At 72.3% G+C, this 13,920-nt stretch carries 12 protein-coding genes; 9 read left to right on the top strand and 3 right to left on the bottom strand.

Annotated features, from left to right (window positions below; all coding sequences use genetic code 11):
* The first annotated feature begins 90 nt into the window (after positions 1-90).
* The 5 genes from LCG91_RS02920 to LCG91_RS02900 all read left to right on the top strand — a co-directional run bounded on the left by LCG91_RS02920 (position 91) and on the right by LCG91_RS02900 (position 4,564).
* The gene (locus LCG91_RS02920) at positions 91-2,322 is read left to right on the top strand and encodes an APC family permease (RefSeq protein ID WP_224442428.1); all 2,232 of its coding nucleotides are present in this window, start codon (positions 91-93) and stop codon (positions 2,320-2,322) included.
* 13 nt (positions 2,323-2,335) lie between these two features.
* On the top strand, positions 2,336-3,091 hold the full coding sequence (locus LCG91_RS02915) for a hypothetical protein (protein ID WP_152998911.1): 756 nt from the start codon (positions 2,336-2,338) through the stop codon (positions 3,089-3,091).
* Between the two features lie 200 nt (positions 3,092-3,291).
* Positions 3,292-3,558 (top strand): DUF3072 domain-containing protein, encoded by a 267-nt coding sequence (locus LCG91_RS02910; RefSeq protein ID WP_058727430.1) that lies wholly within the window; start codon positions 3,292-3,294, stop codon positions 3,556-3,558.
* 174 nt (positions 3,559-3,732) lie between these two features.
* A complete protein-coding gene (locus LCG91_RS02905; RefSeq protein ID WP_058727429.1) occupies positions 3,733-4,173 on the top strand; it encodes a DoxX family protein in 441 nt (146 codons plus the stop codon).
* A 169-nt stretch (positions 4,174-4,342) separates the two neighbouring features.
* Positions 4,343-4,564: a DUF3073 domain-containing protein gene (locus tag LCG91_RS02900; protein WP_058727428.1), complete on the top strand. Its 222-nt coding sequence runs from the start codon at positions 4,343-4,345 to the stop codon at positions 4,562-4,564.
* 418 nt (positions 4,565-4,982) lie between these two features.
* Here the strand turns inward: LCG91_RS02900 and purM are convergent, their stop codons facing one another.
* On the bottom strand, positions 4,983-6,083 hold the full coding sequence (gene purM, locus LCG91_RS02895; RefSeq protein ID WP_082688223.1) for a phosphoribosylformylglycinamidine cyclo-ligase: 1,101 nt from the start codon (positions 6,081-6,083) through the stop codon (positions 4,983-4,985).
* Between the two features lie 71 nt (positions 6,084-6,154).
* On the opposite strand from purM, the gene purF reads away from it, so the two are divergent.
* Positions 6,155-7,612, top strand: a complete 1,458-nt coding sequence (purF, locus tag LCG91_RS02890; RefSeq protein WP_058727426.1) for an amidophosphoribosyltransferase — start codon at positions 6,155-6,157, stop codon at positions 7,610-7,612.
* Positions 7,613-7,696: 84 nt separating this feature from the next.
* On the opposite strand, the gene LCG91_RS02885 is transcribed toward purF, so the two are convergent.
* Positions 7,697-8,125: a hypothetical protein gene (locus tag LCG91_RS02885; protein WP_058729164.1), complete on the bottom strand. Its 429-nt coding sequence runs from the start codon at positions 8,123-8,125 to the stop codon at positions 7,697-7,699.
* Positions 8,126-8,327: 202 nt separating this feature from the next.
* Between LCG91_RS02885 and LCG91_RS02880 the strand changes: the two genes are divergently transcribed.
* The gene (locus LCG91_RS02880; RefSeq protein ID WP_224442427.1) at positions 8,328-10,919 is read left to right on the top strand and encodes a helix-turn-helix transcriptional regulator; all 2,592 of its coding nucleotides are present in this window, start codon (positions 8,328-8,330) and stop codon (positions 10,917-10,919) included.
* Positions 10,920-11,248: 329 nt separating this feature from the next.
* On the opposite strand, the gene LCG91_RS02875 is transcribed toward LCG91_RS02880, so the two are convergent.
* Positions 11,249-11,611 carry a sterol carrier family protein gene (locus LCG91_RS02875; RefSeq protein WP_058729165.1) on the bottom strand — a complete coding sequence of 121 codons (363 nt, stop codon included), beginning with the start codon at positions 11,609-11,611 and terminating at the stop codon, positions 11,249-11,251.
* A 57-nt stretch (positions 11,612-11,668) separates the two neighbouring features.
* On the opposite strand from LCG91_RS02875, the gene purD reads away from it, so the two are divergent.
* Both purD and LCG91_RS02865 read left to right on the top strand, forming a co-directional pair.
* Entirely contained in the window at positions 11,669-12,937 is a 1,269-nt protein-coding gene (gene purD / locus LCG91_RS02870; protein WP_224442426.1) for a phosphoribosylamine--glycine ligase, read from the top strand.
* On the top strand, positions 12,934-13,803 hold the full coding sequence (locus LCG91_RS02865) for a phosphoribosylaminoimidazolesuccinocarboxamide synthase (RefSeq protein WP_224442425.1): 870 nt from the start codon (positions 12,934-12,936) through the stop codon (positions 13,801-13,803). Before purD ends, LCG91_RS02865 begins: the two co-directional genes overlap by 4 nt.
* The last annotated feature ends 117 nt before the right edge of the window (positions 13,804-13,920 follow it).

The following is a 13,920-nucleotide window of genomic DNA, read 5'->3' as shown; positions in this document are numbered from 1 at the left end:
CGTCGGCGCACGCTGACCGCGCGCCCGTCGCGCGGGCCGTACTGCCTGTCCGTTCCCACAGTGTTGACTCGTGCGCGCAACTGAGTAGGTTTGCCGCTCGTGACGAACGAGATCCGGTCGCTGAAGGCGCGACTGATCGGGGATCCCCTGCCCTCCGAGAAGCTCGAGGGACAGCTCCTCCCGAAGCACCTGGCGCTGCCGATCTTCGCGAGCGACCCGCTGTCGAGCGTGGCGTACGCACCGCAGGAGCTCCTCATGATCCTGCTGCTCGGCGGGATGGCGTTCCTGACCTTCGCGCCGTGGGTGGCCGCCGTGGTGGTGCTGCTGCTCGTCGTGGTCGTCGCGTCCTACCGACAGCTCGTCAAGGCGTACCCGTCCGGCGGCGGCGACTACGAGGTCGCGCACCGGAACCTCGGCGAGAAGGCCGGCCTCGTCGTGGCGAGCGCCCTGCTCGTCGACTACGTGATGACCGTCGCCGTGTCGGTGGCGTCCGGCGTGGACAACATCATCTCGGCGCTGCCCGGCCTCGATCCGTTCCGCATCGAGATCGCGGTCGCCTTCGTGGTGCTGCTCGCCGGGGTGAACCTGCGCGGCGTCCGCGAGTCGAGCAAGGCGTTCGCGGTGCCGACCTACCTGTTCGTCGGCTCGGTGTTCGTCATGGTCGTCACCGGCCTGGTCCGCACCGCGGTCGGGAACGCCCCCGTCGCCGAGTCCGCCGCGTACACGATCGACAACGTCGAGCACACGACCCAGGCGGCCTTCGTGCTGCTGCTCCTGCGGGCGTTCGCGTCCGGCTGCTCCGCCCTGACCGGCGTCGAGGCGATCGCGAACGGTGTGCAGGCCTTCCGCCGGCCGAAGGTCCGGAACGCCCAGACGACGCTGGTGCTCATGGGCTCGATCGCGATCGTGCTGTTCGTCGGGCTCATCACGCTCGCACTCGTCTCCCGCGTGCACTACGCCGAGCAGGCCTGCGACCTGCAGGGCTTCACCGCGTGCGCGACCACACCGCAGCGCTCGCTCATCGCGCAGATCGCCGCCGCGACCTTCGGCGACGGCAGCGTCCTGTTCTTCGTCGTGCAGGCGACGACGGCGGCGGTGCTGCTCCTCGCGGCGAACACCGCCTTCAACGGCTTCCCGCTGCTCGGCTCGATCCTGGCGCGGGACTCCTACGCACCGAAGGCCCTGTCGACCCGCGGCGACCGGCTCATCTACTCGAACGGCGTCATCGTGCTCGCGCTCGTCGCGGTCGCGCTGCTCGTGGTCTACCGGGCGAACGTCACGAGCCTCATCCAGCTGTACATCATCGGCGTGTTCGTGTCGTTCACGCTCGGGCAGAGCGGCATGGTGCGGCACTGGGCGCGGCTGCTCCGGGCGGACCGCGACGGCACCGCCGACGAGCCCGTCGACCGGGGCCAGGTCTGGCGTTCGCTGACCATCAACTCGATCGGCGCGACCTTCACCTTCGTCGTGCTCGTCATCGTCACCATCACGAAGTTCACGCACGGCGCCTGGCTCGTGTTCGTGATCATGCCGGTGCTCTTCGTCCTCATGCTCGGCGTGAACCGGTACTACCGCGACGTCTCGCACGAGATCGAGGCCGACGTCGACACCCAGTTCGGCGCGACCGGCGACCACGCGATCGTCCTCGTCAACACGCTGCAGAAGCCGGTGCTCAAGGCGATCGACTACGCCATCGCCGCGCAGCACGCCGGACTCGAGGCGGTGCACGTCGCGATCGACGACGCCGAGGCCCGACGACTGCAGCAGCAGTGGGCCGAGCACGGCATCGAGGTCCCGCTCACGGTCGTACCGAGTCCCTACCGCGACATCTCGATGCCTCTCATCCGCTACATCAAGGCGCACCGGGCCGAGCACGGGTCGGAGGTCGTCACCGTCTACACGCCGGTCTTCGTCGTCGGGCACTGGTGGGAGACGCTCCTGCACAACCACCGCGGCCGCCGCATCCGCAAGAAGCTGCTGCTCGTGCACGGGGTGACCGTGGCCCTGGTGCCGTGGCTGCTCGACTCGTCCGAGCTGCTGTACGGCCGTCGCTCGCGGCCGCTGCCGGGCCAGGAGCGCCGCGGCGAGCCGATCCGTCCGGCGCTCCGCCGCTCGCCCGAGGGCGTGTTCCACCACGAGGCGCAGGAGGACCGGGTGCTCCGTTCGGTGCAGCGGAACAGCCTGCAGCCCGTGCTGCGCGACGGGGCACGGCGCGCGAGGCGTCCCGCCGGGCCCGCCGAGGGCGTCGACCAGACCGAGTGCACGGGCGAGATGCGCCTCCTCGTCCCCGCACCTGCACGCCGTGACGGCGGCCGGTCGTAGCATCGTCGGCGACATGACGATCTCCGACCTGCGCACCTTCGCGACGTTCGACGGCCACGGCGGCAAGGTCTCGAAGCGCGTCGAGGTGCTCGACCACGAACCGCCGGCGGCCGGCCCGTACGCCGGACTCGTCGCCGTGCGCGGGGAGCACCCGCTCGGCGCCCTCGACGAACGACCCGCCGACGATGGCGCCGACCTCGCCCGCGGGGTCGCCAGCATCGGCTGGGTGGACCCCGCCACACTCCGCGACTGGTACCGGCCCGACCGCGTCGTGGTCACCCGGCTCGAGGCGCGCCGGTCCGGGCTCGAACCCGGCCTGTACGCCGACTCGCGTGGCCGCGGTCGCGTCCGGATCGACGGCCTGGAGGCTCGGCTCGCCCCCGACGGTCGGCCCGCCTTCCGCGCACTGGCCGGCCCGGTCGACGCCCCGGTCGTCGACGTCCCCCTGCCCACCGACCAGGCGGTCCGGCTGGTCGCGGTGCGCGCGGTCGAGGACGGGCTCGAGGTCGTGACCACGCCCGTGTCGCCGTTCCTCTCCCCCGGCCGGTACGCCGCGTACGACGCGGACGTGGTCGGGCTCCCGCCGCGCGCGTCCACCGGGCAGGTGTCGGTGCGGGCGGCGGTGCTGCTCGACGGGTCGTTGCACGAGGTCGTCCGGATCGACGAGCAGGCGGCGACGATCTGGATCCGTCAGGGCGACGCCGAGGTGCCGATCGCGACGAGCGGCGTCGGGCCGGACCTGGTGCGGTACACGGCGACGCCCGCCTGAGCGTCTCCGTCCACCCCTCCGCGCTGTCGCCGCGGGGTGCCGCCACTGCGGGCTGCCGCGTCGGCGGGGCGTCGTCTCGGCGGGGCGTCGTCTTGCGGGGCGTCGTCCCGGCGGGGCGTCGTCCCGGTTCCTCGGCCCGGGTCCTCCGGGGGACGCCGTCGCTGCGTGTCGTGTCCGCCGTCGCGCGTAGGTTCGGCGCCATGACCGACGCAGCAGACCAGACCCCCGACGAGTCGCACCAGGGCGAGACCCTGGGCGGCGAGCGTCCCGACCCCTCGACGACCGCGAGCAAGGACCCCGAGCAGTGGGTGACCGGCGACGAGCCGATGACGGGCCCGCAGCGCAGCTACCTCGACACCCTTGCCCGTGAGGCCGGCGAGGAGCTCCCCGCGGACCTCACCAAGGCCGAGGCGTCCGAGCACATCGACCGCCTGCAGCAGCAGACCGGGCGCGGCGCGGACTCCTGACCCACCGCCTCCCGCTCGCCCGACGCCGGTCCGCAATGCTGCGGACCGGCGTCGGTCGTTCCTGAGCGCCGGTCCCCGCTTCGGTGGACCGTCGTCTGGACGCCCCCTGGCGGAGTCCGGTCAATCCGCCGAGGCAACCGGGTCGATGACATGTCACCGCATAGCGTCTGCGCCATGCGAACGACATCGACCTCCATCGGCCTGACCGCGCTCCGCATCGTCCTCGGCGTGGTGTTCATCGCCCACGGCGCCCAGAAGTTCGCCCAGGGCATCCCCGGCGTCGCCCAGGGCTTCGCCGGGATGGGTGTCCCGCTCGCCGAGGTCGCCGCCCCCGTCGTGGCCGGACTCGAACTCGTCGGCGGTGTCCTGCTCGTGCTCGGCGTCGCCACGCGCGTCGTCGGCCTGCTGCTCGCCGTCGACATGGTCGTGGCGGGCCTGCTCGCCCACGCCACAGCGGGCTTCTTCGCCCAGGACGGCGGCTTCGAGTACGTGCTGGTACTCGCCGTCGCGTCCCTCGCCGTCGCGCTCACCGGACCCGGGCGGTTCTCGGTCGACGCCCTCGTGCTGCGGTCCGCACGCCGGAAGCGCGGCGTCCGCGAACCACTCCCGGCCTGAGTCGTGATCAGGTCTTCGGCCGACCCGCGGGGGACGCCGACGGGCAGGTGGGGAACGGGGTACATGGTAGAGTGATCGGCAGATTTCAAACCACGAACCGTTCGGTTCCCCGGGTGGCAACCACGCACCCGCCAGGACCGGACCAGAGCCGATCACGAGGGGGTCACGCATGGGGCGCGGCCGTCAGAAGGCAAAGCACACCAAGGTCGCCCGGGAGCTGAAGTACTTCAGTCCGGACACGAACTACGGTGCGCTCGAACGCGAGCTCTCCGCCGGGCAACACTCGGACGAAGACTCCTACGTCGACCGCTGGGCTGACCAGTACGGTGAGGAACCGGGCGACGACGAGGACGAGTTCGAACCCCAGCAGGACCAGAACAAGTCCGCCTGACCTGAACCGTCGACGCCGCGCACCCTCCGGGGTCGCGCGGCGTCGTCGTGTGCGCGGGCGCGCTGCTCGGCCGGCCGTTCCGGCCCGCGCATCGGGCATCCCGGGCTTTCTGGTCGCACGACTTGCCGCTCAACTCCGAAGTGAGCGGCAGTTCCTGCGACCCGAACGACCGCGCGCGGCATGTCCTGCGACCGGAACGGTCACGCCGAGGACGGAGGGCGAGGTCGACGGCCCGCATGGGTCCGCTCGACCCGGCAGCCCCGTCGGACGCTGCCGAGTCCCCCGGTCGCACGACGTGCCGCTCAACTCCGAAGTGAGCGGCATGTCTTGCAACCCGAACGACCGCGCGCGGCACGTCGCGCGACCGGGAGGGTCATGCCGCCGGCGCCGCGGCAGCCGGACCAGGCCGCGGCAGCGCTCAGCCGGCGTAGGAACCGACGAGCCGCACGGCTCCGCCGTCGACGCCCTTGGCGCCCTGCTCGAACCCGGCCAGGTCCCGCGCCGAGGTCGACACCGTGCCGACCGTCCACGCGGGCAGCCCCGCAGCACGCAGGTCCTCGAGCACCGCCGACGCCGAGGCCGCATCGATCACGGCGAACATCCCGATGCCGAGGTTCCACGTGCCCTCGGTGTCCTCGACCGGCGTTCCCGCCATGTCCGCGAGCACCCGGAACACCGCCGGGGGCGTCCACGTCGAGCGGTCGACCTCGACCCAGGTGCCGACGGGCAGCACCCGCGCCAGGTTCGCCGCGATGCCACCACCGGTGACGTGGGAGAGCGAGTGGACGACACCGGGTCGGGCGTCGAGCAGGTCGAGCAGCGGCGCGGTGTAGAGCCGGGTGGGCTCGAGCAGCGCTTCGCCGACGGAGACCCCGGCGCCGAACTCCGGCAGCTGGTCGGCGTAGCCGACACCCTTGCCGGACAGGATGTGCCGGACGAGCGAGTACCCGTTCGAGTGCAGACCCGAGGACTCGATCGCCACGACGACGTCCCCGTCCTGCACCAGGTGCGCGCCGAGCTGCCGGTCGGCCTCGACGACACCGGTCGCGGCGCCGGCCACGTCGTAGTCGTCCGGCCCGAGCAGCCCCGGGTGCTCCGCGGTCTCGCCGCCGACGAGCGCGGTGCCCGTCGCCGAGCAGCCGCGGGCGATCCCGGCGACGATGTCGGCGATGCGGTTCGGCACGACACGGCCGCAGGCGATGTAGTCCGTCATGAAGAGCGGCTTCGCGCCGACCACGACGATGTCGTCGACGACCATGCCGACGAGGTCCTGGCCGATGGTGTCGTGCTTGTCGATCGCCTGCGCGATGGCGACCTTGGTGCCGACGCCGTCGGTCGAGGTCGCGAGCAGCGGGCGGTCGTAGTCCTTGAGGAACGAGACGTCGTAGAGCCCGGCGAAGCCCCCGACACCACCGAGCACCGAGGCGTTGTGCGTCGCCGAGACGGCGGACTTCATGAGCTCGACGGCCAGGTCACCGGCGGCGGTGTCGACGCCGGCGGCAGCGTACGGGTTCGGCATGCGTGGTCCTCCGCGGAGCATGGCAGACTTGTTCGGTACCACCCGATCCTACGGTCTGGAGCACACCGCGAATGTGCGGCATCGTCGGCCTCGTTGCGCAGGGGCCCGTCAACCAATCCATCTACGACGCCCTGCTGCTCCTGCAGCACCGGGGCCAGGACTCGACGGGCATCGCCACGGTCGAGGGTCGCGTCCACCACATGCACAAGACGCGTGGACACGTCCGAGAAGCCTTCCGCACCCGTGACATGCGTGCCCTGCTCGGCACGATGGGCCTCGGGCACGTCCGGTACGCCACGAAGGGTGCCGCGAGCAACGAGGAAGAGGCCCAGCCGTTCTACGTGAACGCGCCCTACGGCATCGTGCTCGTCCACAACGGCAACCTGACGAACACCCGCGAGCTCACCCGCGAGCTGTTCGACATCGACCGCCGCCACCTCAACACCACGAGCGACACCGAGCTGCTGGTGAACGTCCTGGCGCACGAGCTCCAGGGCCAGGTCCGCGGCAGCGAGCTCGACGCCGGCCAGGTGTTCGACGCCGTCGAGCGCGTGCACGAGCGCGTCGAGGGCTCGTACGCCACGATCGCCACGATCGCCGGGCATGGCCTGCTGGCGTTCCGCGACCCGTACGGCATCCGGCCGCTGATCCTCGGGCACAAGTTCGACGAGGCCGGGCAGCCGGAGTGGGTCGTCGCGAGCGAGTCCCTGGTGCTCGAGTCGGGCGGCTACGAGATCGTCCGCGACATCGCCCCGGGCGAGGCCGTCTTCATCGAGATGAACGGCCAGATGCACGCCCGGCAGTGCGCGAAGGACCCGCGCCTGGTGCCGTGCTCGTTCGAGTACGTCTACCTCGCACGACCGGACTCGGTGATGAACGGCATCTCCGTGTACGACGCCCGTCTCCGCCTCGGCAACCGCCTGGCCGACACGATCGCGCAGTACGCCCCGACCGGCGACATCGACGTGGTCATGCCGATCCCGGACTCGAGCCGGCCGGCCGCCATGCAGGTCGCGCAGAAGCTCGGCATCGACTACCGCGAGGGCTTCTTCAAGAACCGCTACGTCGGCCGCACGTTCATCATGCCGGGGCAGGCCGAGCGCAAGCGTTCGGTGCGCCAGAAGCTCAACGCGATGTCGTCCGAGTTCAAGGGCAAGAACATCCTGATCGTCGACGACTCGATCGTCCGCGGCACCACGAGCCGCGAGATCGTCGAGATGGCCCGCGCCGCCGGTGCGAACGAGGTCACGTTCACCAGCGCCGCTCCCCCGGTGCGCTACCCGCACGTGTACGGCATCAACATGCCGACGCGCGCCGAGCTCATCGCGCACGACCGGAAGATCCCGGAGATCAACCGCGTGCTCGGCAGCGACCACCTCATCTACCAGGAGGTGGCGGACATGCGCGACGCGATCATCGAGGGCTCGGACGTCACCGACCTCGAGATGAGCTGCTTCACCGGCGAGTACGTCACCGGCACGGTGACCCCGGAGTACCTGTCGTGGGTGGAGGCGAACCAGCTCAGCTGAGTCGCGTCGCGACGCGACACGATCGGACGGGAGGCCCGGTACCAGCTGGTACCGGGCCTCCCGTCCGTCGTGTGGTGGCGACCGTCAGCGGTCGGTGCGCTCGACGGGTCCGGTCACGTCGCCGTGGTCCTCGACCTCGCCGTCCACGGTCTCCTCGGCCGGCTCGACCTCGACGCGCTCCGCCGTCAGGCGGGCGGCGCGGCGGGCGAACACCCGGTCGAGCACGATCGCGACGACGGCCCCCGCGAAGGCGCCGATCGTGACGCCCCAGAGCGAGAAGTAGCCGACGAGCGTGCCGAAGCTCGCGTCCTGCTGGTCGCCGCGGTCGATGTCCATGGTGAGCGTCACGACGAGCAGCGTCGCGAGGAAGCCGAGCACCGCACCGCCGACGATGAACACGCCGAACTTCGGCGCGCGTCGGATGGTGACCTCGTCCGGCGAGCTGACGGCGCTCGGAGCCGGTGTCGCGGCCGGCGCTGCCGGGCGGTCTTCGGGTCGGTCGGTGTCGCTCACCAGACCATTGTCCCCCACTGTGGGAGGTGCCGTGGCCTGTTGCGCGTCGGCCGATCCGGGGCATGATGTCCCTACCGGTCGGTATCCACGGAACGCAACACATCGGACGCCGACCGCCCGGTCGAGGACGATGTCGGAGCCCGGGAACCGGATCCGGTTGCCGGGGGGAGCAGGCGGACGACCAGGATCGGGAGGTGACGGGGTGCACGAGCAGTCCATCCGTGGGCGTCGCCGACCCCGCACGCCCGCACGCGTGCCGTGGCCGATCGTGCAGCGCCGCGAGGAGGACCGCGCGGTCTCCGTCGTCGCCGAGCACCGCTGGAGCGTCGCCATCGTCGGCGCACCGGGGCTGGGCAAGACCTCGACCGCCGCCCGGGTCACCGACCGCGTCGCCCGCCGCGACACCACCGGCCGCACCGTCGTCGTGCCGATCACCGCGGTCGCAGCAGGCCGCTCGATGCCGTTCGGCGCCGTCGCGGACCGCTTCGGGGAGCTGCCGGCCGCCCTCGCCGAGCTGGTGGACGACGCTGCCGCCGCCCAGCGGCTGCGCGAGACCGACGACCTGGCCGACCGCGACGTCGTGCTGCGCGTCGACGACGCCGACCACCTCGACGCCATCTCGGCGCGCTACGTCGCCTGGCTCGTCCGCGACCAGGGCGCCCGACTCGTGCTGACCTGCCGCGACTTCACCGCGCTGTCGGACCCGCTCCGCGCGCTGTGGCAGGACGACCTGCTCGAGCGCATCGACCTCGCACCGCTCGACCTGCACGAGACCGGCGAGGTCGTCGCGCAGGCGCTCGGCGCGCAGCTCGAGACCGCGTCGACGGAGCGTGTGCACCGCGCGACGGCCGGGAACCCGCTCTACCTGCGCGAGGTGGTCCGGGCAGCGCTCACCTCGGGTGCGCTCGACCAGACCGCGACGGGGTGGTACTGGCGCGGCCGGATCACGGCGTCGAACAGCCTGGCGGACATGTACCGCACCGAGCTCGGCACGCTGCCCGAGGACCTGCGCGACGTCGTCGACATCGTCGCGCTCGCCGACCCGATCCCGCTCGCCCGCCTGCTCGGTCTGGTGTCCGGCGGCGACGTCGACCGGGTCGTCGCGCTCGGACTGGTCGCCGTCGACTCCGCCGAGGACGGCACGAGCATCGTGCGGCCGTCGCACCCGCTCGTGGGCGAGGTCGTCCGCGGCCTCGTCCCGGTCGCCCGGCGCACCGCGCTGTTCGCCCGGGCCAACGCCTTCCGGACCACGCGGCCCGAGGGTGCACCTCCCGCCGCCCGGCTCCGCGCCGCGCTCTGGTCGCTCGAGTGCGGCGTGCTGCCCCCGGTCGGCCAGCTGCTCGACGCCACCCAGGTCGCCGTCCGGCTGCAGGAGCACGAGAGCGCCGTCGCCCTGGCCTCCGCCGCGCTCCGCACCGCGCTCTCGGCCACCGAGCGGGTGACCGCCCACTGCCTGCGGTCGCTCGCGCACTCGTACAGCATCGGGCGCGAGGCCGGCCGTGTCGACGCCGAGGCCGCGTGGGACCTCGCCCGGAAGCGTGCCGGTGAGATCGACGACGCCGTCGTGGTCGAGGCGTGCGAGACCCTCGCGAACATCCGGCAGTTCCACGACGACGACGTCGACGCCGCGGTGGCGCTCTCGGAGGAGCTGCTGCCGCTGGTCGGCCCGGAGACGGCCGAGCACGTGCGGCTGCTCCGGCTCGCGCACCTGGGTTGGGGCGGACGGTTCGCCGAGGTCCGCGCGGAGATCGAGCGGTCCCGCATCCTGCAGCAGCCGACGGTGCCGGTGTCGTTCCTCTGCGTCGCGCCGTGCGTGACGATGGCCCTCGCCACCGAGGGTCGGCTCGAGGAGGCCGCCGCGTTCGCCCGTCGTGCGATCGCCACCGCGGTCGAGCACATCGAGGTCGCGCCCTGGGGTGTCGGCGAGAACGTCTCCGTGCTCCACCAGGTCCAGGTCTGGCGCGGGGACATGGCCGACCTGGTCACGGAGATCCCGGTCCGGCGCGGCAGCCCGTTCCTGAAGTACGACTTCACGCTCGAGCTCATCGGGCTCGGCAACCACGCGATCGGGCAGCGCCGGTGGGACGACGCGATCGCCGCGTTCTCCGCCGCGTGCGAACGCTACGACGTGGCCGACCACGGCGGCTTCGCGGCGTACCCCTGGGCGCGCCTGGCCATGGCGTACGCCTACGCCGGCGACACGGAGCGCGCTGCCGAGGCCCTCGAGCGCGCGCGCACGACGCCGGGCCGCGCGATGCGGATCACCGGCGAGCAGGTCGCGGTCTCGATCGCGTGGACCGAGACCGTGCTCGGCAACCCGGCGGGTCTGCGGCACGCCGACGAGATCATCGAGCGCAGCACCCGCGAGGGCTCGTGGTTGCACGTGATGTACGCGGTGACGCAGCACTACACGCACGACATGACGACCGGACGGGACACCGCCGCGTCGCTCTCGCGGATGCGGGAGGCCGCGGCTCGTGTCGACGGTCCGCTCGCCGGCGCGATCGTCGAGTACGCCGACGCCGTGCTCGCGGACGATCGGTCACGGATCGTCGCGGCGCAGGGGGTCCTCGCGTCGCACGGCATGGCGGTGTCGGCGGGACGCGTCCGTGCGCCGCTGACGAACCGGGAGTACGAGGTCGCCGAGCTCGTGGCGCAGGGCCTCAGCAACCGACGGATCGCGGAGACGCTGAGCCTGAGCGTCCGGACGGTCGACGCGCACGTGTCGCGGATCTTCGCGAAGTGGGACGTGCACGCGCGGTCGGAGCTGGCGGAGCTGCTCGGCGCTCGCTGACCGGCGTCGACGGACCGGCGTCTGCGGACAGGTGTCCACGGACCGACGACGACTGGCCAGGCCCACTGGAGGCCGCAGAACGTGACGGCGGATCACGAAAGGTCCCTGATGAGACCACGATCGTTGCGGTTTGCAGCACGACTCGCCGCACCGGTTGACAACGAACGCAGTATGTCGCGTACCTTTGACCCTGTCGCCGGGTTCGGACCCGTTCGGGTCGGGTCCGAATCCCGGCGACTTCCATGCTACGGGGGCGGACCCACCGATCACATCGGTAGGACCTACCTAAGTCGGTGAGCCAGGCTGCACGATCGCGCCGGCCCGGGGCGTCAGGCCGCGGTGCGGACCGGCAGGAACGCCGTCAGGTCGGCACGCGACCCGGATGCACTGACGCGTGCCGCTGCGAGGGCCTCGTCCCACCGCAGCTCCCCCTGCGCCAGCGCCAACCACGTCACGGCGTCGGTCTCCACCACGTTTGGCGGAGTCCCGCGGGTGTGCCGCGGCCCGGGCACCGCCTGCACCGCGGCGAACGGCGGGACACGGACCTCGACGCTGTTGCCGGGGACGTCGTCGGCCAGCCGCTGCAGGGTCCACCGCACCGCCGTCGCGACGTCCGACCGGACCGTCGACCCCGCGCGCACGGCGGCGAGCGCTGCGCGTCCCTCGGCGTCCTCGATCCTCTTCGGCGGCATGTCCACAGGCTAGCCCTCGCATCGCGGGCGGCGTGTCGCGCTCGGTAGGCTTGCCGGGTGCGAATCCTCGTCCTCGGTTCCGGTGCCCGCGAGCACGCGATCATCACGGCCCTCCTGGCGGAGCGCGCCGGACACGTCATCACGGCGGCCCCCGGCAACGCCGGCATCGCGGCCGACGTCGAGACCGTGTCACTCGACCCCACGAACGGCGAACTGGTCGCCGAGTACGCGATCGAGAACGGCGTCGAGCTCGTCGTCGTCGGGCCGGAGGCACCCCTCATCGCCGGCGTCGCCGACCCGCTGCGGACGCGGGGCATCCCGGTGTTCGGGCCGAGCAGGGCCGCCGCGCAGCTCGAGGGCTCGAAGGCCTTCGCCAAGCGCATCATGTCCGAGGCCGGGGTGCCGACCGGGCGCCCGGTGTACGCCGGCACCGCGGCCGAGGCCGTCGCCGCGATCGACGAGCTCGGCGCCCCGTACGTGGTCAAGGCCGACGGACTCGCCGCGGGCAAGGGCGTCCTGGTGACCGAGGACCGCCAGGCGGCGATCGACCACGCCACCTACTGGCTGCAGCACGGCCGCGTCGTGGTCGAGGAGTTCCTCGACGGCGAAGAGGTCTCGCTGTTCTTCCTCAGCGACGGGCACGACGTCCGCGCGCTCAGCCCCGCGCAGGACCACAAGCGCCTGGGCGACGGCGACACAGGTCCGAACACCGGCGGGATGGGCGCGTACTCCCCGCTGCCGTGGCTCACCGACCGGTGGGAGTCCGAGCAGGCCTTCGTCGCCGAGGTCACCGAGCTCGTCGCGCTCCCCACCGTCCGTCGACTCGAGCACGAGGGCACGCCCTTCATCGGCCTGCTCTACTGCGGACTCATCGTGACCGAGCAGGGCGTGCGCGTGATCGAGTTCAACGCACGCTTCGGCGACCCGGAGACCCAGGTGGTGCTCCCCCGTCTGACCACGCCCCTCAGCGGCCTGCTGACCGCGGCGGCGACGGGCCAGCTCGGGTCGGCGCCGCAGCCGACGTTCAGCGACGACGTCGCAGTGACGGTGGTGCTCGCGAGCGAGGGCTACCCGGAGAACCCACACACCGGCCGGGTGATCACGGGCATCGACACCGCCGGGGCGCGCGAGGGCGTGTCCGTCGCGCACGCGGCGACCGCGGTGCTCGACGACGACCTGGTGGCGACCGGTGGCCGCGTGCTGAGCGTCGTCGCGACCGGCGCCGACTTCGCCCAGGCCCGGGAGCGCGCCTACGCCGGGGTCGGCGACATCGCGCTTGAGGGCGCGCAGTACCGCACCGACATCGCCGCGAAGGTCGCCCGGTGACCGCCCCGCAGGAGCTGCCCGGCTGGCGGCACGTCTCGTCGGGCAAGGTCCGCGAGCTCTACGTCCCCGCGGGTGTCGCCGACGTCGCGAGCGCGTCCGAGCTGCTGCTCGTCGCCTCGGACCGGGTCAGTGCCTACGACTTCGCGCTCGAACCGCCGATCCCCGGCAAGGGCGAACTGCTGACGCGGCTGTCGCGGTTCTGGTTCGACCGGATCGCCGACGTCCCGAACCACCTCGTCGCGCCCGGCACCGGCGGGACCCCGGTGCCCGAGTCCGTCGCGGCCCGCTCGATGCACGTGCTGCCGCTCGCCATGTTCCCGGTCGAGTGCGTCGTCCGCGGGTACCTGGTCGGCAGCGGCTGGGCCGAGTACCGCGAGACGCAGAGCGTGTGCGGCGTCCCGCTGCCCGCCGGGCTGTCCGAGGGTGACCGACTGCCCGAGCCGATCTACACGCCGGCGTACAAGGCGCCGCAGGGCGAGCACGACGAGAACATCTCGTTCGAGCAGACCGTCGAGCTCGTCGGGCGCGAGGACGCCGAGGCCCTCCGCGAGCTCTCGCTGCGCGTCTACGGCGAGGCAGCGGCGATCGCGCTCGAGCACGACGTCGTGATCGCCGACACGAAGTTCGAGTTCGGGCGGGACACGGACGGCACGATCCGGATCGCCGACGAGGTCCTGACCAGCGACTCCAGCCGCTACTGGGACGCCCGCTCCGGCAACCGGACGGACTCGTTCGACAAGCAGATCGTCCGCGACTGGCTCAGCGCGAACTGGGACCGGCAGGGCACGCCGCCGGTGCTACCGCAGGAGATCGTCGACCGGACGGCCGCACGCTACGCGGAGCTCATCGAGCGCCTCGGCGCCTGACCCGCGCGACCTGCGCAGCGGGGCGCGACGCGACCGCGTGACGGACGGGAGGCGCGTGGCGAGACCGCCACGAGCCTCCCGTCCGGCGCCCGTCGCGTCCGCAGCCGTCGCGTCCGG

It is taken from the genome of Curtobacterium sp. TXMA1, from assembly GCF_020162095.1.
Classification (GTDB): Bacteria; Actinomycetota; Actinomycetes; order Actinomycetales; family Microbacteriaceae; genus Curtobacterium.
The sequence above is the reverse complement of the archived record's forward strand: the minus strand, read 5'-3'. Positions and strand labels throughout refer to the sequence as shown.

Coding starts and splice junctions, on each gene's coding strand:
- LCG91_RS02900 (WP_058727428.1), top strand. CDS start 4,343: ATGGGGCGCGGCCGTCAGAAGGCAAAGCACACCAAGGTCGCCCGGGAG.
- LCG91_RS02905 (WP_058727429.1), top strand. CDS start 3,733: ATGCGAACGACATCGACCTCCATCGGCCTGACCGCGCTCCGCATCGTC.
- purM (WP_082688223.1), bottom strand. CDS start 6,083: ATGCCGAACCCGTACGCTGCCGCCGGCGTCGACACCGCCGCCGGTGAC.
- LCG91_RS02875 (WP_058729165.1), bottom strand. CDS start 11,611: ATGCCGCCGAAGAGGATCGAGGACGCCGAGGGACGCGCAGCGCTCGCC.
- LCG91_RS02910 (WP_058727430.1), top strand. CDS start 3,292: ATGACCGACGCAGCAGACCAGACCCCCGACGAGTCGCACCAGGGCGAG.
- purF (WP_058727426.1), top strand. CDS start 6,155: ATGTGCGGCATCGTCGGCCTCGTTGCGCAGGGGCCCGTCAACCAATCC.
- LCG91_RS02915 (WP_152998911.1), top strand. CDS start 2,336: ATGACGATCTCCGACCTGCGCACCTTCGCGACGTTCGACGGCCACGGC.